Below are 23,472 nucleotides of genomic sequence, written 5' to 3'. Positions count from 1 at the left end.
TGGGTCGATGTCTATGTGCCGCAGGGAACCCCTGCCGGCCTCTATAAAGGAACGGCGCAGGTCACCATCGGATCAACGGTCGCCGCCAAGATCCCCGTTCAGCTGACCGTTCGCGATTTTGATCTCCCCTCGGTTCCCACTCTCAAGACCGCTTATTCGGTCGGCATGGGAGAGGCCGCTTCGGGCCACTACGGGACGAGGGACATCTCCGACACCCAATATTGGGAGCTGATCTGCCTCTATACGAAAGAGATGCTCCTCCATCGCCTCTCGAACAGCAATGTCATCTGGCCTGCCCCGGCTTGGAACAGCAGCCTCGGCAAAATTAACTGGTCGCTCCCCGCAGTCTCAACGAGCTGCAACCAGCGCTATCCGGAGTTCCTCACCGGAGGGAATCCGAATCTGCTTCCCAATGGGAAGCTCCCCAATGCGAAAGTCAGCCGTGCGCGGCTGCGAGATGGAATGGGGTTGAGCACGACGGACGTCGAATCGGTCGCCTATTATCGAGATTACACCCGGCATATCGCCGACATGGGATGGAAATCCCAGATCTTTTATTATCTCTGGGATGAAGCCCCTTATCCCTTGGTGGGGGGCGTCCGCCGCTGCGACCAAACCTACAGCGGCGCCGCCACGACCGCTTGGTCCGGGCTCTACAAAAAGGCGAGATACTTTAAGGACAATGCGATTGACGTTCCGCTGATGGTGACCAGCAGCCGTCAGGCGACCGACGATTGCTTCATCAATTATCTGAAAGTGCCCGACTACACCCAATATATCGATATTTGGACCGTTCCCAATATTTGGATGAACGGAAAACCGACGACGAACTTTCCCTTCAACGCCAACCTGCGGGGCAGCTATGACGCGATCATCACCCCCGGCAAAGCGCTCTTGTGGTATCAGGCCTGCGGCAACCAAGGCTGCAACGGCTCGGAGACCGGCTATCCCTCCCCGATGGTCGATCTGCCGGCGATCTACAGCCGTGCCTATGAATGGCTGACCTACCAATATCAGATCGGCCACACCGCCCCCGGCCCTTCCACCGAGCTCTACTTTGAGACCCTGTATGCTTATGCATGGCCCAGCAACGACCCTTGGAAGAACCTCTATTACTATACCGGCAACGGAGATGGCACCTATTTCTATCCCGGGCGCCCGGACAAGATCGGCGGTACCCACCATATTCCGATCCCCAGCATTCGGCTGAAGATGCTTCGGGAGGGAATCGAGGATTATGAATATCTCACCTTGGCCGCGGCAAAGAAGGACGGACAGGGGATAGACGGCCAGGCATGGGTCAAGGCGAATATCCTGAATCCCTATATGGCGGCGGTCGATCCGGCCGATGGGGTCAGCAAACTGGCTACCTATATCTGGAACAAAAACCCGGGGAGCCCCACCTCCGCCACGGGACTGCTGCGGGCCAGAGAAGAGTTGGCGAAAGCGCTCTCTTCGACCACCCCCCTGAAACCCGATTTTAGCGTGACCGCCGCTTCATCGTCGGCGGTGGCCGGGAACAGCAGCGCCTCGAACATCTCGATCTCTTCGGTCGATGGTTTTCACGGCACCGTCAATTTGACCTGTGCGCCGTCCGATCCGACGCTTACCTGTCGCTTTACCTCTTCTTCATTGGCGGTTCCCAGCGACGGCAGGATCAGCACCTCGATGACCGTCGGCACGCAGGGATCGACCCCCGTCGGAACCTATTCGATTGTGGTCAAGGGGGTGTCCGGAACGCTCGTTCATCAAATCACTTCGACGCTGACCGTGCAGGGGTCGGGCCAGAACGTTTCATACGGAGACAACTTCGACCGCGCTTCGGCCACCGGTTTGGGGAACAACTGGAACGACTACCTCCCCCGCTTTGAGATTTTCAACAACCAGGCCCGGAATGAAACCGGAACCACGCTGGAAGCGTTATTTACCCCGGTGATCGGCCCGGACCAGAGCGTGGCCGTCGATTGCAAGCTGACCGTCAGCGGCAATGGCTGCGGCGTGATGGCCCGTTGGTCCAACGCGGACAATTTCTACTATGCGATGGTCGATGTCGGCCAGCAAAACCTCACCCTCTTTAAGAATGTCGGCGGAACCCCCACCCCGCTGGCGACAGCAAAAAGGGCGATGAGTTACAACAGCTATTATCGGGTCCGCCTGGTGGCAAAAGGATCGACGCTCTCGGTTTATTTTGCCGCTGAAACCGGCCCGGCCATTCTGTTGACCGATGCCAGTTTGAGCTTTGGAAATTATGCCGGGATTCGCTCTTATGCCAATGCAACCGCCACGACGTGGTTCGATAATTTCGTTCTAACGACGCCGTGATATCAGATGAATCGCGTTCCGAGTTGAGAGGATGATTGATTCAGGCTGTTGGGAAAGGAAGGTTCTTGGGAAAAGCACGCGATTGTTTTCACCCGATCTTCCTATTCATTTTGGGCTTGTCTTTGTTGATAACTGAGGACTGACCAACTCAAAGCGAAAGACCGGACCCAAGAGTTGCAAGGGCGCTTCCAATTCCACGAAGCTGGGCGCTTCATCGGCCAGGATCGCGCAGCGGTAGTGAAAATCGGCCGGCAGCTTTCCGAAGAGCCTGCCGAAGAATTGTTTAATCTTTCCGATCTGCGGCTCAAAGGTATACTCCATCGCCTTTTTGGAGAGATCGCCTCCGATCCGGACGGTCTGCTCCCCGACCCAATGCAGTCGCAGTCTGATGACTTCAGGCGCAGGGGTAAATGCGAGAATGCTCACCGTTTCATCACTGCTTTTCGGTATATTCTTCAATACGGTGATGAGCATCCCGTTGTAAGCATCCTCCGGCAGATCGACCTCCCCGGTCCGCTCTTCCTCCTTGCCTTCCTTCCCCGTTTGAGATCTGATTTTGTACCGAGCGGTGTTCCGATCGACAGAGACGTCGACCTGCTCGGAAAATGCGGGCCCACGTTGGATCAAGTGATAGCTGACCATCCTAAAGAGGTGCTGCTGCGCGAAAACCACTTTCTCCTCATGGACGGAGCCGTCTTTGAAACGGAAGATCAACCGGCTTTCGACCCGTTCTTTCTCTTTGACGGTTTGGATGAGCTCTCCCTCGCCGACGGTCTCCCCATCGAGTGAACGGACGAGCAGAAAGCCATGGGTAAAGCCCTCCGGAAAGAGGACTGGGACCGGTGCCGCCTCGACAGGAGCATCGAGCAGGGCTCCTATGATTAGAAGAAATGGGATGAAAAAGGCTGTCATTCGTTTAAAGCTGAACCGATCGCCTACAGAAAGCTTCAGACTCAACATCGTTGCGTTATCCTTTTATTTTGAATCAACATTCCGCTAAGGGACGAACCGATAACGCGTTCACTCCAGAGAAGGGGAGGACACAAAAATGAACCGGGATTGAAATTGAACCTAACGAGGTGGGAATACCGCTTTGAATGGAAAGAAAACGGTGAAGGTCGACCCCTTTCCCTTCCCGAGGCTGTGGGCCTGTACGATCCCGCCGTGGAGTTCTACCAAATGGCGGACGATCGACAGTCCGAGGCCGAGACCTTCATGCGGGCGGGTGTTGGAGCTGTCGGCCTGACGAAATCGATCGAAGACATAAGGGAGAAAGCCGGGATCGATCCCCTCTCCGGTGTCGATCACCCGTAACACCGCATCGGTGTTCGTTCGCTCCAGACCGACCTGAACCTGTCCGCCTCGCGGCGTAAATTTGATCGCATTGGACAGGAGGTTCCAGACGATCTGCTGCAATCGGTTCGGATCGCCGAAAAGGGGTCCCGCCGACGGATCGAGGGTCAGGAGCAGCTCGATCTCTTTTGCCTCGGCCGCCGGTCGAACCGCCGCCACCGCCGCCTCGATGGTCGGAATGAAATCGATCTGCTGAATCTCCAGACGCAGTTTTCCGTTGATAATTCCGGAGACGTCTAAAATATCCTCAATCAGCTTCGTCTGCGCGACGGCATTCCGCTCAATCGTCTCCAGGCCGCTGGCGCGGGTATCCTCATCCCACTCCATCGTCCGAAGCGCAACCGCCCATCCGAGAATCGCGTTGAGCGGGGTTCGAAGCTCGTGGGAGAGCATCGCCAGGAATTCGTCCTTCGCGCGATTGGCCTGCTGGGCCTCATCGCGGGCCTCCCGCGCTTCCCGAAGCAGCCGCTCCCGTTCCTGTCCGGCTTCTTGCTCCGCCGTGACGTCGCGGGTGATTCCGACCATTCGCTCGGGCCTTCCGTCTGCGTCGACCACCACCCGTCCCCGCTCCTTGAACCAGACGATGCCGCCGTCCGGCCGAACTGCCCGGTATTCGGCTTCATAGGTCCCGGTCCTGAGGGCGGTCGTGAGCGCCTTGTCGGTATGTTTCTTGTCGTCCGGGTGGAGCATGCGGACGGGGTTCAACTCGGCTCCGAAGGAGCCCCGGGGAAAACCGAAGAGGACCTCCGGGTCGGTCGACCAGGTCATCCGACCTGAGGCGAGGTGCCATTCCCACGCGCCGATCCTCGCCACCTCCATCGCCATGCGCAAGCGTTCTTCATTTTCCTGGACCCCTTGATGTGCGCGGGTGAGCTCCGCCGTCCGCTCTTGCACCCGCCGCTCAAGCTCCTGGTTCGCGAGCTGCAACGCCTCCTGCGCCTGCTGTCGGTCGGCGATCTCGCGGTGCAGCGCGCCATTCAGCTCTCCGAGCGCCCGACTCTTTCGATAAAGGTCGATGAAGACGCCGATTTTGGATCGGAGAATCCCCGCATCGATCGGCTTGCTCAAGAAATCGACGGCGCCGACTCCATATCCGCGCAAGACATCGGGTTGGTCCACCATATAGGCCGTCAGGAAGAGGATCGGAATATGCTGCGATCGCTTCCGCTGCTTGATCAGCGTCGCGAGCTCGATCCCCCCCACCCCCGGCATCTTGATGTCGAGAACGATGGCGGCGAAGTCATGCTGAAGCAGCAACAGCAAAGCCTCGTCGGCGGAATGGGCCCGGACGACCTTGCAGTCGGTCCCTTCCAGCATCGCCTCCAGTGCATTGAGGTTCATCGGTTGATCGTCGACGATCAGGACCGCGGGGGCTTCCAGCTTTTTTAACGTTTTATTGTCGATAATCATCGATACCCCTTAGCGATAGAGCCAGACGCGAAGCAAGGAGAGAAGCTGGTCGGTATTGACCGGCTTGGCGATATAGTCGGATGCCCCCGCGGCGAGGCACTTTTCACGATCCCCCTTCATCGCCTTCGCCGTGAGGGCCAGAATCGGCAGCGTTCTGAATTTGGAATCGGCGCGGATCTCGCGCATCACCTCGTAGCCGTCCATCTCAGGCATCATGATATCCATCAACACCATGCTCAGATCGGCCGTCTCCTGAATCAGCTCGATCGCCCGGCGGCCGTTGGTGGCGCTGATCACCTCCATCTCATGGTTCTCGAGGACGGTCGTCAGCGCAAAGATGTTTCGGGCATCATCGTCGACCACCAACACTTTGCGGTGGCGCAAGACCTCGTTCGATCCATGGAGCCGGTCGAGGATCTGCCGTTTCGAATCGGGCAGATTGGCGATGATCCGGTGGAGGAAGAGGGCCGTTTCGTCGAACAACCGCTCCGGCGATTGAACGTCTTTGAGGACGACACTCTTTGCCGCGACTCGGAGCTGCGCTTCCTCGGCCTCCGAGAGTTCCTTTCCGGTAAAGACCACCACCGGCAGATCTCGAATCGCTTCGTTTCCTTGGATCCGCTCCAGCAGCTCAAAGCCGGTCATGTCGGGCAATCGAAGGTCGATGATACAACAATCGAAGGTGCTCTCGCCGAGCGCGTGAAGGGCTTCGCCTCCGCTCGCGACGCCGGAGATTTCGATGTCGTCGTGCTCCAACAGGGCGATCACACTCTGGCGCTCGATGTCATTGTCCTCGACGACGAGGAGCCGCTTCTTTTGTCGGGCCACGTAAGTTTTGATCCGATCCAACGCCCGCTCGAGGTCCTCCGTGGTCGTCGGTTTGACCAGATAGGAGAAGGCCCCGTGGGAGAGTCCATGCTGGCGCTCCTCCTCGACCGAAAGCATCTGAACCGGAATGTGACGGGTGGCCGGATCGAGCTTCAGGTTATTGAGGACGGTCCACCCGAGCATATCGGGGAGGAAGACGTCGAGGGTGACCGCGGTCGGCCGGTACTGCCGCGCAAGAGACAGGGCCGCCTGGCCCCGGTTCGCGACGATCCCTTTAAACCCTTTGTCGCGGGCGAGTCCGAGGAGGACGCGGGCGTAGTGCGGATCGTCTTCCACGATCAGCAGCACGGTCTCTCCCTCTTCGATCTCGTCCCGATCGTCGGCGACGCTCTCCTCCGCTTTCGCGATCGTCAAGACCGGAACGGTGCTGGAGGGCGGTGCGACCTGGCGAGTCTCGCTGGTCACGGGCGCCGTGACCGCGCGCGCCGGGCCGGCATACGAGAGCGGCAGGTAGAGGGTAAAGGTGCTCCCCAAACCGGGGGTGCTCACCAGTTTGATCTCTCCCCCGAGCAGCGAGGCCAGCTCGCGGCTGATCGCCAGGCCGAGTCCGGTGCCGCCGTACTTTCGGCTCGTCCCCGCGTCAGCCTGTTGGAACGCCTCGAAGATCAGCCGCTGCTTGTCGGCCGGAATACCGATCCCACTGTCGGCGACGTCGATGGCGACTGCGTTCTGGGCGAATCGGAGGATCGGATGGTCGAGCGACCAGCCCGATTTGACCAGCTGAACTTTCATCGCGACCTGGCCGTGCGACGTGAATTTGAAGGCATTCGAAAGGAGGTTCTTCAGAATTTGCTGCAGACGTTTGGGGTCGCTCGTAAAGGTCCGCGGCAACGCAGGATCGATCTCGACATGAAAGGCGAGGCTCTTCGATTCCGCCAGATGGTGGAAGTTCCGCTCGACGCTGTCGCGAAGGAACGGAAATGCGATCTCCTCGGCTTCGACGGTGACTGTTCCCGATTCGATTTTCGACAGATCGAGAATGTCGTTGATGAGGGTGAGAAGGTCGGTCCCGGCCGAGTGGATGTTCTTGGCATATTCGACCTGCTTCCCCGTCAGATTCCCATTCGTGTTGATGCTCAACTGCTGCCCAAGCATGAGGATCGAATTGAGCGGCGTGCGGAGCTCGTGAGACATGTTCGCCAGGAACTCCGATTTGTATTTGGAGGTGAGCGCCAGCTCGGCCGCTTTTTCCTCGAGCGCGCGCCGGGCCTGCTCGACCTCTTTGTTCTTCCGTTCGACCTCGACATTCTGCTCGGCGAGCTGTTTCGCTTTGGTCCCCAGCTCTTCGTTCGTATTCTGCAATTCCGCCTGCCGCGTCTGCAGCTCAATCGTCAGCTGCTGCGATTGCTGAAGGAGGTTCTCGGTTCGCATCGTCGCCTCGATGGTGTTCAAGACGACCCCGATCGACTGGGTCAGCTGCTCGAGGAAGGTGAGATGGGTCGCCGTGAACGACTGGAGCGACGAGAGCTCGATGACCGCTTTGGTCTCCCCCTCGAACAACACCGGAAGGACGACGATGTTCTCCGGCGAGGCGCCCCCCAAGCTGGAATAGACCTGGGTGTAGCTCTCGGGCACTTTCGTGAGGAGGATCCGCTGCTTCTCCATCGCGCACTGTCCGACGAGCCCTTTGCCGATTTCGATCCGCTTGGTCTGCTCGTCGCCGATCGCATAGCCGGCGAGGAGGAGCAATGCCGGTGACGTATCGGTCCCTTCACCCAGCATCTGGTACACCGCGCCCTGTTGCGCATTGACCAGAGGGGCGAGCTCCGAAAGGAGCAGCTTGCCGACGGTTACGAGGTCCCGCTGACCCTGGAGCATCCGGGTGAATTTCGCTAAGTTCGTTTTCAACCAGTCCTGCTCTTGGTTGCGGTCTGTGGTTGCCCGCAAATTGTTAATCATCGTGTTGATGTTATCTTTGAGCTCGGCCACCTCACCCCGGGCCTCGACCTGGATGGAGCGGGTGAGGTCTCCCTTCGTCACCGCGGTTGCGACCTCCGCGATGGCGCGGACCTGGTTTGTCAGGTTCGCCGCCAGCAGGTTGACGTTGCCGGTGAGGTCTTTCCAGGTTCCCGCGGCGCCCGGCACGTTCGCCTGGCCGCCGAGCCGTCCTTCGACGCCGACCTCGCGCGCCACGTTGGTCACCTGCTCCGCGAAGATCGCGAGCGTGTCGGTCATGCTGTTGATCGTTTCGGCCAGCGCGGCGACCTCCCCCTTCGCCTCCACCGTCAGCTTCTGACGGAGGTTGCCGTTCGCGACCGCCGTCACCACCTTCACGATCCCCCGGACCTGATCGGTCAGGTTGGCCGCCATCACGTTGACCGAGTCGGTCAAGTCTTTCCAGGTTCCCGCCACCCCCGGCACTTCGGCCTGGCCGCCGAGTTTTCCTTCAGTTCCGACCTCGCGGGCCACGCGCGTCACCTCGGAGGCGAACGACCGAAGCTGATCGACCATCGTATTGATGGTGTTCTTCAATTCCAAAATCTCCCCTTTCACGTCGACCGTGATTTTCCGAGACAAGTCGCCGCGGGCCACCGCCGTCGTCACCTCCGCGATGTTCCGGACCTGCGCGGTGAGGTTGGCCCCCATGATGTTCACCGAGTCGGTCAGATCCTTCCAGGTCCCGGCGACGCCGGGAACGACCGCCTGCACCCCCAGCCGGCCTTCGGTCCCGACCTCGCGCGCGACGCGCGTCACCTCGGAAGCGAATGACCGGAGCTGCTCCACCATCGCGTTGATCGCCTCTTTGAGCTGGAGGATCTCCCCCCGGACGTCGACCGTGATTTTTCGGGAGAGGTCGCCGTTCGCCACCCCGATCGTTACCTCCGCGATGTTTCTCACCTGTCCGGTGAGGTTGGAGGCCATCGAGTTGACGTTGTCGGTCAAATCTTTCCAGGTTCCGGCGACCCCCGGCACCGCCGCCTGGCCGCCGAGCTTCCCTTCGGTCCCGACTTCGCGCGCCACCCGGCTGACCTCGGAAGCAAACCCGTTGAGCTGGTCGACCATGGTGTTGATCGTGTTTTTGAGCTCGAGAATTTCTCCCTTCACATCGACGGTGATTTTTCGGGAAAGGTCGCCGCGGGCAATGGACGTCGCGACGTCGGCGATATTCCGCACCTGACCGGTGAGGTTCGACGCCATGGAGTTCACGTTGTCGGTCAAATCTTTCCAGGTTCCGGCGACCCCCGGCACCTCGGCCTGGCCGCCGAGCTTCCCTTCGGTCCCGACCTCACGGGCGACGCGGGTGACTTCGGCCGCGAACGACCGGAGCTGCTCCACCATGGTATTGATAGTGTCTTTGAGCTGAAGAATTTCCCCCCGGACGTCGACGGTGATTTTCTTCGAGAGATCCCCGTTGGCGACCGCGATCGTCACCTCGGCAATGTTGCGCACCTGCGCCGTCAGGTTCCCCGCCATCTGGTTCACGTTGTCGGTCAAATCTTTCCAGGTCCCGGCCACCCCGGTCACTACCGCTTGACCGCCGAGCTTTCCTTCCGTGCCGACCTCGCGCGCCACCCGACTGACCTCGGAGGCAAAGGCATTGAGCTGGTCGACCATCGTGTTGATCGTGTCCTTGAGCTGTAAGATCTCCCCCTTCACGTCGACCGTCACCTTGCGGGACAAGTCGCCACGGGCGACGGCGGTCGCCACCTCGGCGATGTTTCTCACCTGCCCGGTGAGGTTGGACGCCATGAAGTTGACATTGTCGGTCAAGTCTTTCCATGTTCCCGCGATCCCCGGCACCACCGCCTGGCCGCCGAGCTTTCCGTCGGTGCCGACCTCACGGGCAACGCGCGTCACCTCCGAGGCGAAGGCGTTGAGCTGGTCCACCATCGTATTGATCGTGTTTTTCAGCTCCAGAATTTCTCCCTTCACGTCGACTGTGATCTTCTTGGAGAGATCGCCGTTCGCAATGGCGGTGGCCACGTTGGCAATGTTTCTCACCTGTCCGGTGAGGTTGGAGGCCATCGAGTTCACGTTGTCGGTTAAGTCTTTCCATGTTCCCGCGACCCCCGGCACCGCCGCCTGGCCCCCTAATTTTCCTTCTGTTCCGACTTCTCTTGCCACACGGCTCACCTCGGAAGCGAAGCCGTTTAGCTGGTCGACCATGGTATTAATCGTGTTCTTTAACTCCAGAATTTCTCCCTTCACGTCCACCGTGATCTTGCGCGAGAGGTCGCCCCGCGCAATCGCCGTCGCGACGTCGGCGATATTCCGCACCTGACCGGTGAGGTTCGACGCCATCGAGTTCACGTTGTCGGTCAAGTCTTTCCACGTTCCTGCGACCCCTGGCACGGCGGCCTGACCGCCGAGCTTCCCTTCGGTGCCGACCTCCCGCGCCACACGACTCACTTCAGAGGCGAAGCCGTTCAGCTGATCGACCATCGTGTTGATCGTATTTTTGAGTTCGAGGATTTCTCCCTTCACGTCGACGGTGATCTTGCGCGAGAGGTCGCCGCGGGCGATGGCGGTCGCCACGTCGGCGATGTTTCGGACCTGACCGGTGAGGTTCGACGCCATCGAGTTCACCGAGTCGGTCAGGTTTTTCCAGGTCCCGGCGACCCCCGGCACGACCGCCTGACCGCCCAACTTTCCTTCCGTTCCGACCTCGCGGGCGACGCGGGTCACCTCGGAGGCAAAGCCGTTGAGCTGATCGACCATCGTATTGATGGTGTCTTTCAACTCGAGGATCTCCCCTTTCACATCGACCGTAATTTTGCGCGACAAGTCGCCGCGGGCGACCGCCGTCGTTACCTCGGCGATATTCCGGACCTGCGCGGTGAGGTTTGTTCCCATCGCGTTTACCGAGTCGGTCAAGTCCTTCCAGGTCCCGGCCACGTCGGGCACCTCGGCCCGGCCGCCGAGCTTTCCTTCGGTGCCGACTTCGCGCGCCACGCGGCTTACCTCGAAGGCGAAGGAGTTCAGCTGATCGACCATGGTGTTGATGGTGTTTTTTAATTCGAGGATTTCCCCCTTCACGTCGACCGTGATTTTGCGCGACAGGTCGCCGCGGGCGACGGCGGTCGCCACCTCGGCGATATTTCTCACCTGTCCGGTGAGGTTGGAGGCCATCGAGTTCACGTTGTCGGTGAGATCTTTCCAGGTCCCGGCGACCCCCGGCACCACCGCCTGTCCGCCGAGCTTCCCGTCGGTCCCCACCTCGCGCGCCACACGGGTCACCTCGGCGGCGAACCCGCGAAGCTGATCGACCATCGTATTAATCGCCTCTTTGAGCTGGAGGATCTCGCCGCGGACGTCGACGGTGATTTTTTTCGAGAGATCGCCGTTGGCGACCGCGATCGTCACCTCGGCGATATTCCGGACCTGGGCGGTCAGATTCCCTGCCATCTGGTTCACCGATTCGGTGAGGTCTTTCCAGACGCCATAGACATCCTTCACCTGCGCCTGTCCACCGAGCTTCCCCTCCGTTCCGACCTCGCGGGCGACGCGGGTCACTTCCGATGTGAAGACCGAGAGCTGATCGATCATTTTGTTCACCAGCTGGGCCGATCGGAGAAACTCCCCTTCCAGCGGACGGCCGTCCACCTCCAGCGCCATCGACTGTCCGAGATCCCCCTTCGCGACCGCGCCGACCGCCCGGGTGACTTCGGTCGTCGGCCAGACCAGATCGTCGATGAGCGTATTGATGGCGGCGACTTCGTCGGCCCATCCCCCGGAAGCGGCCGGCACCGCCATCCGCTGTTTGAGCTTCCCTTCCTTGCCGACCGCATGGCAAACCCGCGCCGTCTCCTGTGCGCGGCGTTCGGTTACAGCGACGATGTTGTTAAAGGCATCGGCGATCTTCCCATCGACGCCGGTCAGGTCGACCGGCATCCGGATGGCGAATTGGCCGTCGCGGAAGGAAAGCATCGCGGTGAGCAGCTGTTTCGAAAACGAATCGCCGTTTAGGGGGTTGCTTGGGGTATTCGGGTCGACGGTCGCACTTGGACTGTTGCTCTTGTCCATCAATAGGCCTCTTAGTAAGGGTTAATCAGGGTTCCAGCAGATGGAGACGGAAAAGAATTCAAATGGTTTTTATGCCCGGGGCTTGAGAGACGGCGATGAAGGATTGCGGAGTTTTCAAGGCGCATGCGCGGGCCTGTTCACCTGCCAAGTTTTGCTGAGTGGCTGACGCTTGGATACGCGAACCAGACGGTTCGTGTTCCCGGCCGCCGCCGGTTCATCCATACAGTAATTTGGAATAATTTTGCTCTAAAGTCAAGCAAAAGTTGGGCTGATCGAAAGCCATGGCCGCCCCGTCCTGGCCCGCCTTGACCCGCCTTGGCCTGCCCTGGATGGCGGGCGGCGCCACCGATCACGGCCGAGCATTGCTTGGAGGCCCCTTCAAAGCGCTTCCGACGAGATGGGGCGGAATCGGATCGATTTCGAGGAAATTACATTTCTTTATGTATAGTCAGAAAAGAGATATCGGGTATAGTTTATTCAAAGGAGCTCCGATGCCTAATAAAAGCACGGTCTTAATTGTCGATGATGAGGAGGGACCGAGGGCCTCTCTAAAAATGGCCTTGATGCCGTTTTATCAAATAGAAGAAGCGACGGACGGTTTTCAGGCGCTCGACATTGTTCGTCGGCGCAAGATCGATTTGGTGACGCTCGATCTGCGGATGCCGCAGATGGATGGAACCGCCGTCATGATGGCCATCAAAATACAGGACCCTCACATTGAAGTGCTGATCATCACCGGATATGGAACGATCCCCAAGGCGATGGAGTTGGTGTTGATGGGGGCTTGCGGTTTTTTAATGAAACCGTTTCAGATTCCCCGGCTCCTTGACGACGTTGCGCGGGCCATCGAGAAGAAGAAAAAATCCGACCGGTTGAATCTCCAATCCCACTAGATCACCGTCCCCTTCCCTGATGTGACACCCCCAAAGAACCCTCACCCCCTTCGTCCGGCCCGACCGTTATCACGCCGGAGTCTCAGGCCATTCGTTGAGGAATCGAGAATCATCCTTGCGCTGGGGCCGCTCGTTGGTATTAAATAAAGGGAGGCTCTTTTATGTCGCTCTGAAGAGAATTTGGTTTATTAGAAGAAGGCGAACCATGATCAAAGTGGCCATTATCCTGGGGAGCACGCGGCCGGGCCGCAACGGCGAAGCGGTCGCCCAATGGGTCTATCAGATTGCAGATTGCAAAAAAACGTACCGATGCTGAATACGAGCTCGTCGACATTAAAGCGTTCAACCTGCCGCTCCTCGATGAGCCGATGCCCCCTCCTTGGGTCAGTATACAAAGCCGCACACCAAAGCCTGGTCGGCCAAGCTCGATCCCTTCGATGCCTATGTTTTCGTCACCCCCGAGTACAACCATGGGACCTCCGGCGCCCTCAAAAATGCGATCGATTATTTATATCGGGAGTGGAACAACAAGGCGGCGGGGTTTGTTGGCTATGGCAGCGCCGGCGGCACGCGCGGTGGAACAACTGCGGCTGGTGATGGCCGAGCTGCAGATTGCCGATGTGCGTGCCCAGGTGATCCTCTCCCTCTTCACCGATTTTGAGAACTTCAGGGTCTTTAAGCCGGGCGCAGGCCAGGAGGAATCGGTCAACATAATGCTCGATCAGGTGATCCGCTGGGGCGGGGCGATGAAGACGCTGCGGAAATAATCTATCCTATTTACGAATCAAAACCATTCTGCACCTAAAGCGAGCGTTTAACCGACAGGACATTCCTCTCGGCGCTCGCTCCACCTCCCTTTAAAAATACCCCGTTTGGGGGATTGTCCAATTCCCTTAAATATTTCAGAATGGCTAAGGATATAGAACATTCTGGTCCGGCCTGATGCTGCCGCCGGAAGCAGATGCGCTTCGATGTTTTTCGCTGGAGGTCTGCCGGACACTCGGATCGAATCAGCCATTCTCTTTGGAGGAGGACTCAATCATGAAAGCACTTGTCTATCACGGTCCGGGCAAACGGGCCTGGGAAGAAAAACCGAAACCGATCATTCAAGCGCCGACCGATGCCGTCGTGAAGATCACGAAGACGACGATCTGCGGAACCGACCTGCACATCCTCAAAGGAGATGTCCCGGAGGTCACCGACGGGCGGATCCTCGGCCATGAGGGGGTCGGCGTGATCGATCAGGTCGGCGATGCGGTCGGCAGTTTCCAGGCCGGCGACCGGGTATTGATCTCCTGCATCACCTCTTGCGGCCGCTGTGCCAACTGCAAGCGGGGGATGTATTCGCACTGCGAGAACGGCGGCGGCTGGATCCTCGGCCATTTGATCGACGGAACGCAAGCCGAATACGTCCGGATCCCTTTTGCCGACACCAGCCTCTACAAAATTCCGGAAGGGGTCGATGAAGAGGCTTTGACGATGCTGAGCGATATCTTCCCGACCGGCTTCGAATGCGGCGTGCTGAACGGCGCGGTGAAGCCGGGAGACCTCGTCGCAATCGTCGGGGCCGGACCGATCGGGCTCGCCGTCTTGGCGACGGCGCAGCTCTACTCCCCGGCCGAGATTCTCATGATCGATGTCGACGACAACCGCCTGGAGGTCTCCAAAAAATTCGGAGCGACCAAAACGATCAACAGCAGCGACGGCCGCGCGGTCGAAAATGTGATGGGGTTGACCGGCGGAAAAGGGGCCGATGTTGCGGTGGAGGCGGTCGGTATTCCGGCGACGTTTGATCTCTGCCAGAAGATCGTCGCCGCCGGCGGACACATCGCCAACATCGGGGTTCATGGAAAACCGGTGACGTTCAATATCGAGAAGCTCTGGTCCCACAATATCACCCTGACGACCCGCTTGGTCGATACCGAGACGACACCGATGCTCCTGAAAATGGTAAAATCAGGGAAGCTGCAGCCGAAGCAATTCATCACCCATCGGTTTAACCTGAATGACGTGATGAAGGCGTATGACACCTTCGGAAATGCCGCCAAGGAAAAAGCGCTCAAGGTCGTCATGTCGGCGAACTAAGCATACCGTCTAAAGGGAGGGGACCGGTTCAATTCCCGCTCTGCCGCTCCCCTCCTTTAACGAATCACCCCCACGGAGACTGAATGTCCAAGGAAAAACCGAAACGTCCGGCATCCCACGTTATCCCGGAGCGGGAGCCGGCCCATGACCTCCTTCGCGCCCGGCACCATCCCCTCGATCTCTTCTTCTCCCCGAAGACGGTCGCGCTCGTCGGCGCGAGCGAGCAGGAAGGGAGTGTCGGGAGGACCCTCCTCCGCAACCTGGTCGGCAGCCCGTTCGGCGGCGTGGTCTTTCCGATCAATCCCAAGCGGGTGAGCGTCCTCGGAATCAAAGCGTATCCCAATATTGCGTCGGTGCCGGAACCGGTCGATCTCGCCGTCATCGCCACCCCGGCGCAGACGGTGCCGGAAATCATCCGAGAATGTGTCGACGCCGGCGTTCGAGGAGCGATCATCATCTCGGCCGGCTTCAAAGAGGCGGGGGCCGCCGGGGCCGAGCTGGAGCGGCAGATTCTTGCCGAGGCGCGGCGGGGAAAGATGCGGATCATCGGCCCCAACTGTCTCGGGGTGATGAACCCGTTGACCGGCCTCAACGCGACGTTCGCAGGGGCCATGGCGCGGGGAGGAAGTGTCGGCTTCATCAGCCAGAGCGGCGCGCTCTGCACGGCGATTCTTGATTGGAGTCTTCAAGAGCTGGTCGGCTTCTCCGCGTTCGTCTCGATCGGATCGATGCTCGACGTCAACTGGGGCGATCTGATCGATTATCTCGGCAACGATCCCCGGACGCAGAGCATCGTCCTCTACATGGAATCGATCGGTGATGCCCGCTCGTTCCTCTCGGCGGCCCGCGAGGTCGCGCTGACCAAGCCGATCATCGTGATCAAAGCGGGACGGACCCAGGCCGCGGCGAAAGCGGCCGCTTCGCACACCGGCGCCCTGACCGGAAGCGATGAGGTGCTGCATGCCGCGTTTCGCCGATCGGGTGTCCTCCGGGTCGACCGAATCGCCGACCTTTTCTACATGTCGGAGGTCTTATCCAAACAGCCCCGGCCCAAAGGCCCGCGTCTGACGATCGTGACGAACGCCGGCGGACCGGGGGTGCTCGCAACCGACGCGTTGATTCTGGGCGGAGGGGTTCTCTCGGAGCCGGCGCCGGAGACGATCAAAGCGCTCAACCAATTTCTTCCCCCGCATTGGAGCCACGGCAATCCGATCGACATCCTCGGAGACGCCAGCGCCGAACGTTACGCGAAAGCGGTGGAGACCGCCGCCCAGGACCCTCACAGCGACGCGCTTCTCGCCATCTTGGCCCCGCAGGCGATGACCGATCCGACCCAAACCGCCGAGCGGTTGAAGGCGCACGCGCGGCTCGACGGCAAGCCGATCCTCGCGAGCTGGATGGGGGGCGCCGACGTGGCCGCCGGCACCCAGATTCTAAACCAGGCCGGGATTCCGACCTTCCCCTATCCCGACACCGCCGTCCGCGCCTTCAACTACATGTGGCGATACAACTATCATCTTCGAAGCCTTTATGAAACCCCGGTGCTTACCACCGAAGAGGGGATCCATCCCGGCGCCGCCGAGCGGCTGATTCGGTCGATCCGCAAATCAGGACGAACGCTCCTGACCGAATTCGAATCAAAGCAGCTGCTCTCGGCCTACGGCATCCCCACGGTCGAAACCCGTATTGCAAAAAGCGAAAATGAGGCGGTCGAGACGGCGGCGGAGATCGGCTATCCGGTCGTCCTCAAACTCGATTCGAAGACGGTCACACACAAGAGCGATGTCGGTGGGGTGCAGCTCAACCTGGCGAACGCCGCCGCCGTCCGACGCGCCTACCGGGCGATCGAGAAAAGGGTACCTGCACGGGATTTCCTCGGGGTCACCGTCCAGCCGATGGTCCGGCAGGAAGGTTATGAATTAATTTTGGGAAGCAGCCTCGACCCGGAGTTCGGTCCGATCCTCCTTTTCGGCACCGGGGGAACCCTCGTGGAAGTCTTCCAAGATCGGGCGCTCGGTCTTCCGCCGTTGACGACGACCCTCGCCCGACGGATGATGGAGCAGACACGGATCTTCACCGCGCTCAAAGGGGTGCGGGGTAAAGCGCCGGTCGACCTTGCGGCGCTGGAGCAGCTCTTGGTCCGGTTCAGCCGTCTGGTGGTGGAACAGCGCTGGGTGAAGGAGATCGACATCAATCCGCTTCTCGTCTCATCGGCGCGGCAGATCGCGCTCGACGCCCGGGTGCTCCTTCATGGAAAAGAGGTCCGGGAGGAGGCCCTTCCGAAATTGGTGATCCGCCCCTACCCGACCCAATATGTCGGTGAATATACGCTCAAAGACGGAACGAGGGTGACGATCCGACCGATCCGTCCGGAAGATGAGCCGATGATGGTCCGGTTTCATCAAAACCTCTCCGACCAGAGCGTCTACCTCCGCTACTTTCAGGCATTGAAGCTCAGCCAGCGGACCGCCCACGAGCGGCTGACCCGGATCTGCTTCATCGACTATGATCGCGAAATGGCGCTGGTCGCGGAGCACAAAGATCCCAAAACGGAAGCGCGGCAAATCTTGGCGGCTGCCCGGCTGACCCAGATTTCAGGGACGGAGGAGGCCGAGTTTTCAATGCTGATCAGCGATCCCTATCAACGAAAAGGACTCGGCACCGAGCTGCTCCGTCGGCTCATCCAGATCGGCCGAGACGAACATCTCAAACGAATCCGCGCCGATATCCTGGCCGACAATCTCCCGATGCAACGGATCTGCAAGAAGCTCGGGTTCCGCCTACGGCGCCAGGTCGGCGATCCGTTGGTTGCGGCGGAGCTCGATCTTTAAGGACGATTCGTCGGCGGTTCGCTTTTTGGACCCCTGAGGCAGATCAGCCAAACGTGAACGCATAAACCGCCACACCCTGATCTAGAAATTCGATCTCGAACAGTCGGTCCGCGATCGGCGTCGGTTGTCGTATCAGCTGATAAAGCCGCGGTTCGGTCACCATGCCGTTGCCCTGTTCGTCCACGTCGACGCCGTGCGCCGCGCCCGGCGGCTCTCCATCGATCCGGACGCGAAACCGGATGGAACCGCCTTGCATGGCCGGCCCCATGACGAGATGAAGATCGCGGGCGTGAAAGCGGGATCCGATCCGCCCGTTGGCCGAGTTCAGCACCGAGGCTTCGTTTCCGACCGTCCAATCCCCTGAAAGGGCCCACTGATTGAGCCCCAATCGCACGGGGGCGGCATAGACGCGGCGCTGGTTCAATGTTGCGCCGCCGGGGGAGGCAAAGCGCTCGGTCCGGTCATATCCGAGATAGTTCTCCGGGGATTTCAAGCGCCCCCAGTCGGCCGTCGCTTCCACACCCCGGGCGTCGACTGAAACCAGGTCACGACCGATGCCGCCGAATCCAGCCTCGGCCAGCAATTGCTGAATGATCCTTTCGGACTGATTATATTTCCCCTCGCCGAATTGATGATGTCGGATTTGTCCCTTCGCATCGATGAAATAGAGCGCCGGCCAATATTCGTTATCGAACGCACGCCAGATCGCATGGTCGTTATCGACCGCCACCGGATAATCGATCTTCATCGCATTCACCGCGCGGCGAACGTTCTCGATGTTTTTCTCGAATGAGAACTCGGGGGCGTGCACGCCGATCACCACCAATCCGTGATCCTTGTATTTCTCAGCCCACGCCCGGACATAGGAAAGGGAGCGGAGCCAGTTGATGCAGGTGTAGGTCCAGAAGTCGATGAGGATAACTTTTTCGCGCAAGCCGGCCGGCGTCAGCGGTTTTGAATTGAGCCACGCGGTGGCATGGCCGAGAGAAGGGAACGTCCCTTCAATCGGTAATTGGGCCGCCGGGGATTTCATCTGCTGCACCTCTCTTTCGTTTTCGGCCAGCGTCTCAATCGACACGCCGAGGATGCCGACGAGTATCACGGTAAGCAAGAGCCGGGTTGCTTTCATGACGGATCCTTCCATAAGATTCCACGCAGGCGAATGCGGATCGATTACGGTCGCCGTCAATGACCGGCTCGGCATCCTGTTCCGGCATTCCGAAGGAAAGAGCGCGCTCCTTTCCAGCCGGTCCAGCCGGCGGTTGTTACGACTTGATGAAAGCCAGCAGGTCGGCGTTAATGGTGTCGGCCTCGGTCGTCGGCATGCCGTGCGGAAAGCCTCTATAGGTTTTTAGGATGCCGTTCTTCAGCAGCTTTGCCGACAGCGGCGCGGAATCGGCATACGGGACGATCTGGTCGTCATCGCCATGCATCACCAGCACCGGCACCGTGATCTTCTTCAGGTCTTCAGTGAAGTCGGTCTGGGAGAAGGCGACGATGCCGTCATAATGCGCCTTCGCCCCTCCCATCATCCCCTGGCGCCACCAGTTCCCGATCACCCCCTGAGACGGTTTCGCGCCGGGCCGGTTATAGCCATAGAAGGGTCCGGCCGGCAAATCGTAATAAAACTGGGCGCGATGGGTGGCGAGCTGCGCCTGAAATCCGTCAAAAACCTCCTTGGGCAGCCCACCCGGATTGGCGGCTGTCTTTACCATCAGCGGCGGCACCGCGCTGACAATCGCCGCCTTTGCCACCCGGCTTTCACCATGGCGCGCCAGATAATGGACCACTTCGCCGCCGCCGGTGGAGTGGCCGACGTGCACGGCATTTTCCAGATTCAGATGCGCGGTCAAAGCCGCGAGGTCGTCGGCATAATGATCCATGTCATGGCCGCCGCCGGTCTGGGTGGAGCGACCATGGCCGCGGCGGTCATGGGCGATCACACGGAAACCTTTGCCGAGGAAGAAGAGCATCTGCGTGTCCCAATCGTCCGCCGAGAGCGGCCAGCCATGGCTGAACACGATCGGCTGACCGGTGCCCCAATCCTTGTAATAAATCTCGGTTCCATCCTTCAGCGTTATCGTACTCATGATTTTCTCCTTCTCAGTTTGATGGTTCTCTTGCGAGACGTTATTGTGCATGACAAGACCAGACCCTGTTCATCACGCCTTGCGCAAAAGGTTCCCCCCTACCCTTCCTTCATTTGAAGGAGGTGCACGCCTCGCATATCGAGCAAGTAGCTCCCCCGGATATGTGTGATGCGGATGAGCGTATTGTCGCACCGGGAACAACGGATGATCGTCCCCATCCGGTGCATGTAGGCAGCGGCCGCGCCGATCACATCGTGGGCGCCGCAGCCGGCGCAGGTGGCCTGGGCGAGGGTCATTTCAAAGGGAAAGATTTCTTGCAAGATGCCGGCGGCAGCGTTACCGTCTAGCTTATTCTCCATCATGCTTTTTCTCTCCGGTCGGTCCGAATCGTTCCGTCTTGAGGCGTGCCGGTTCATGTCCCAGTTTGACCAGAATGGCTGCGGCCGTTTCGACGAAAGGGGTTGGCCCGCAGATAAACGTCAGCGGACGCTGCTCGACCGGCCAGGCCACCTCCCGCAGCATCTGGAGATCGATCCGGCGGGAGTAGCCGGTCCATCCGGGCGGCTGCGCTCGGGTCAGCGTCTGCAACACCTCCAACATCGCGCTGCTTTTCATTCGCCGGTTGAGTTCGTCACGGTAGATCATCTCCTCCAGAGCGCGCGACGAATAGAGCAGACGGGTCGCCACCGTGCCGGCCGCGGCGTCCCGGTGGCGCAGCATCGCCATCAGCGGCACGATGCCCGACCCTCCGGCCACCAGCAGGAGCGGGCCGCCGATCTCCGCCTCCCAGACGAAGTAGCCTCCGATCGGGCCGCGCAGCTCCAGTTTGTCGCCGACGCGCAGCTCCTCGGTGAGGTAGGGGGACACCTCCCCGTCATCGAGCCGTTCGACGGTGAGCGTCACCCGCGGCGCCTCCTCGGGCGGAGAGGCGATAGAATAGCTTCGCTCGGCCCGGTAGCCGTCTTCTGCCGTGAGTCGCACGTCGACGTGCTGCCCCGCGCGATGCCCCGTCCAGCCGGGGAGATCGAGTGTAATGCTCTTCGTCCGGGCGGTTTCCGGCCGCGTCGCCACCACCTCGCCGAGCTGCCAGCTCAGTCGCCCCAGTAGCGTTCTTCCTTCCATGGATCACCGTGATTGTTGTAGCCGAGCGACTCCCAGAAGCCCGGCTCATCCTTCTCAAGCAGACGGAGGCCGCGCACCCACTTGGCGCTCTTCCAAAAGTAGAGATGGGGGATCAGCAAACGCGCCGGGCCGCCATGTTCAGACGCCAGCGGCTCCCCTTCATAGGTATCGACAATCCAAGCCTTCCTCCCCGTCACCTCTTCCAGCGGCAGATTGGTGGTATAGCCCCCATCACAGAAGGCGATCACGTATTCGGCCGCCGTGGCGACCTGCGCGAGCAGGAGATCGAGGGAGACCCCCTCCCAGTACGTGTCGAGCTTCGACCACTTGGTCACACAGTGAATGTCCCGGGTGATTGTCTCGCGTGGGAGCGTATGAAATGCATCCCAGCTCCAGCGTTTCGGCTGATCGACCTCCCCGACAATGGAGAAATCCCAGCTCGCGAGGGGCGTCTGCGGGGTCGGCCCTGCCGAGAGGACGGGAAAGTCACGCTCAAGGTATTGTCCCGGCGGGAGTCTCTCGCTGAGGTCACTCGTCCGGCGTCGACCGTGAAACCCGCGTGAGAAGAAACCTTCACTCATCTCTTCGCCTCCTGTTCTTTCTCGCGTCCGGATCGTGAGCACGGCGATGACCTTGAGAGAGCCCGGCCGTACATATCCTCTCTTCTTCGTTGATCACTCCCCTATTTACGCAGAGGTCGGAAGCCGGCGCGGACCTCTTCTGAAAAGAGTTGCGGCTGCTCCCACGCCGCGAAGTGTGTCCCCTTATCGAGCTTGTTGTAGTGAATGAGCTTCGGATACGCCTGCTCCGCCCAGCTCCGCGGGGCGGTGTAGATCTCCTCGGCGAAGGCGCTCACGGCGACCGGGATCCGGACCCCCCTCGCGTCGAAGAAACCGCCCTTTGCCGGAAGCTGCCGGGTGTCCCAGTAGAGGCGCGCCGAGGAAATCGCGGTGTTCGTCAGACAGTAGAGGGTGACGTTGTCGAGGACGTCGTCCCGCGACAGCCCCTCCTTCTTCCCGTCGAAGACCCGGGCGATCATCTCTTCGCTGCGCGCGTCGTGGTCGAGCATCCAGGCCGCGAGGCCGATCGGAGAGTCGACCAGCCCGTAAAGCGTCTGCGGGCGGAGGCCCATCTCGTTGGCGTAGCCGAGCCCCTTCTTGTAGAAAAAGTCGAGCTGACCCCACGCGTGCCGCTCGTCGGGTGTGAGATCGGTCGGCGGGGCCTCGTTGGACGCGAGCGCCTTTGCAATGTCGGCTGGAACCGTGGCCGGCATGTTGGTGTGAATGCCGAGCAGTCCCGGCGACTGCTGCAGGGCCATCGTCTCCGAGACGGCATTCCCCCAGTCGCCCCCCTGCGCCACGAACCGGGTGTAGCCGAGACGCTGCATCAGCGTCGTCCAGGCGCGAGCGATGCGGGCGGGGTTCCACCCGGGCGCCGTCGGCTTACCGGAGAAGCCGTAGCCCGGCAGCGATGGAATCACGACATGGAACGCGTCCGAGGCGCTCGCACCATGCGCTGTCGGATCGGTCAGCGGCCCAATAACTTTCATCTGCTCGATGATCGAGCCGGGCCATCCGTGCGTGATGATCAGCGGCAGTGCGTTCTCATGCTTCGAGCGGACGTGGATGAAATGAATGTCGAGCCCGTCGATGTTCGTGATAAAGTTCGGCACCCCGTTCAGCCGCACCTCAACCTTGCGCCAGTCATAATCGGTCGCCCAGTAGCGCGCAAGCGATTGCATCGTCGCGAGCTGCACCCCCTGCGAGTCATCCGAGACCGTTTCCCGCTCAGGCCACTTCGTTGCGTTGATGCGCCTGCGCAGATCGGCGAGGTCTGTATCTGGAAAACTCACGCGAAAAGGGCGGATCGCATTCTGATCAGCCACCTGCTCGCTCCCTCGTTGTCTCGGACTGGTTTGGGCCACGGTCTCCTCCCTTTGAGTCGTTTTGGATTTTTGGGTTTGTGCGTAGGCAAGTCAGCGAGCGCGGCGGCTTGAACGCGGCTCGGAGCTCCGCCGTGAAGTGGCGACCCTTGTCGACCTTGTTATATTAGATAAGATAAGTTTGGAATAAAGCGGTACCGGGTCGGCGCGAACGATATTGCGACCATGCACATTTTCCTCTTTGAGTTTGAGTCTATGAACGTCAAACCAGATGTCATATCGCAAATCGAATGCCAACCGTAAGCCATTGAAGTCGTTCGAGCCGCGAATCGCAATGCCTCTTGTTTTCAAGGTCTGGGGTAACGATTCGTTCTTAAACGTATCAAAATGTATCGTAAGGAGAGAAACCCCATTTGGAGATTCCGCCCGGCTCGAATTCACGGCAGCGTTTAGGATGACCAAGGTCTGTTTAATGACGGTCGGTTCTCAACGGATGCGCTTGCGCGATTTAGTAAATCTTTTGATGATTTGAAGAAAAGGGTTTCTGAGCAGCAGCTTCGTCGAATAAAGGACTTGTGAGGAGGTAAACAATAGGCGGACTGGGAGGGTAATGAAACAAACGGTTTATAAAA

General features: G+C 59.8%; 13 protein-coding genes and 1 pseudogene. 5 read left to right on the top strand and 9 right to left on the bottom strand.

What is annotated here, in order from left to right:
• Window positions 1–2,322 (top strand): DUF4091 domain-containing protein (locus HY282_04365; GenBank protein ID MBI3802975.1); only part of this gene is annotated, 2,322 nt, incomplete at its 5' end.
• A 105-nt stretch (window positions 2,323–2,427) separates the two neighbouring features.
• Here HY282_04365 and HY282_04360 read toward each other — a convergent pair.
• The 3 genes from HY282_04360 to HY282_04350 form a co-directional block, all read right to left on the bottom strand.
• Window positions 2,428–3,282: a hypothetical protein gene (locus tag HY282_04360; GenBank protein MBI3802974.1), complete on the bottom strand. Its 855-nt coding sequence runs from the start codon at window positions 3,280–3,282 to the stop codon at window positions 2,428–2,430.
• A 111-nt stretch (window positions 3,283–3,393) separates the two neighbouring features.
• Window positions 3,394–5,085, bottom strand: a complete 1,692-nt coding sequence (locus tag HY282_04355; protein ID MBI3802973.1) for a response regulator — start codon at window positions 5,083–5,085, stop codon at window positions 3,394–3,396.
• A 9-nt stretch (window positions 5,086–5,094) separates the two neighbouring features.
• Entirely contained in the window at window positions 5,095–11,529 is a 6,435-nt protein-coding gene (locus HY282_04350) for a HAMP domain-containing protein (protein MBI3802972.1), read from the bottom strand.
• Between the two features lie 899 nt (window positions 11,530–12,428).
• On the opposite strand from HY282_04350, the gene HY282_04345 reads away from it, so the two are divergent.
• The 4 genes and pseudogenes from HY282_04345 to HY282_04330 all read left to right on the top strand — a co-directional run bounded on the left by HY282_04345 (window position 12,429) and on the right by HY282_04330 (window position 17,746).
• Entirely contained in the window at window positions 12,429–12,830 is a 402-nt protein-coding gene (locus HY282_04345; protein ID MBI3802971.1) for a response regulator, read from the top strand.
• Window positions 12,831–13,035: 205 nt separating this feature from the next.
• A pseudogene (locus tag HY282_04340) lies at window positions 13,036–13,597 on the top strand (NAD(P)H-dependent oxidoreductase).
• Between the two features lie 274 nt (window positions 13,598–13,871).
• A complete protein-coding gene (locus HY282_04335) occupies window positions 13,872–14,915 on the top strand; it encodes a zinc-dependent alcohol dehydrogenase family protein (protein ID MBI3802970.1) in 1,044 nt (347 codons plus the stop codon).
• A gap of 83 nt (window positions 14,916–14,998) precedes the next feature.
• Window positions 14,999–17,746, top strand: a complete 2,748-nt coding sequence (locus HY282_04330) for a bifunctional acetate--CoA ligase family protein/GNAT family N-acetyltransferase (GenBank protein MBI3802969.1) — start codon at window positions 14,999–15,001, stop codon at window positions 17,744–17,746.
• 43 nt (window positions 17,747–17,789) lie between these two features.
• On the opposite strand, the gene HY282_04325 is transcribed toward HY282_04330, so the two are convergent.
• The 6 genes from HY282_04325 to HY282_04300 all read right to left on the bottom strand — a co-directional run bounded on the left by HY282_04325 (window position 17,790) and on the right by HY282_04300 (window position 22,882).
• Entirely contained in the window at window positions 17,790–18,950 is a 1,161-nt protein-coding gene (locus tag HY282_04325; GenBank protein ID MBI3802968.1) for a redoxin domain-containing protein, read from the bottom strand.
• 61 nt (window positions 18,951–19,011) lie between these two features.
• On the bottom strand, window positions 19,012–19,836 hold the full coding sequence (locus tag HY282_04320) for an alpha/beta hydrolase (protein ID MBI3802967.1): 825 nt from the start codon (window positions 19,834–19,836) through the stop codon (window positions 19,012–19,014).
• A 98-nt stretch (window positions 19,837–19,934) separates the two neighbouring features.
• Complete coding sequence (locus tag HY282_04315) at window positions 19,935–20,195, bottom strand: hypothetical protein (protein MBI3802966.1); 261 nt, start codon at window positions 20,193–20,195, stop codon at window positions 19,935–19,937.
• Window positions 20,185–20,958: a ferredoxin reductase gene (locus HY282_04310; GenBank protein MBI3802965.1), complete on the bottom strand. Its 774-nt coding sequence runs from the start codon at window positions 20,956–20,958 to the stop codon at window positions 20,185–20,187. Before HY282_04310 ends, HY282_04315 begins: the two co-directional genes overlap by 11 nt.
• Window positions 20,928–21,539: a sulfite oxidase-like oxidoreductase gene (locus HY282_04305; GenBank protein ID MBI3802964.1), complete on the bottom strand. Its 612-nt coding sequence runs from the start codon at window positions 21,537–21,539 to the stop codon at window positions 20,928–20,930. The genes HY282_04310 and HY282_04305 overlap by 31 nt, the downstream gene beginning before the upstream one ends.
• A 101-nt stretch (window positions 21,540–21,640) precedes the next feature.
• Window positions 21,641–22,882, bottom strand: a complete 1,242-nt coding sequence (locus HY282_04300; protein MBI3802963.1) for an alpha/beta fold hydrolase — start codon at window positions 22,880–22,882, stop codon at window positions 21,641–21,643.
• Between the last annotated feature and the right edge of the window lie 590 nt (window positions 22,883–23,472).

It is taken from the genome of Candidatus Manganitrophaceae bacterium, from assembly GCA_016200325.1.
Taxonomy (GTDB): Bacteria; Nitrospirota; Nitrospiria; order SBBL01; family Manganitrophaceae; genus Manganitrophus.
Note: the sequence above shows the minus strand (reverse complement) of the source record. Positions and strands in the feature narration are given on the sequence as shown.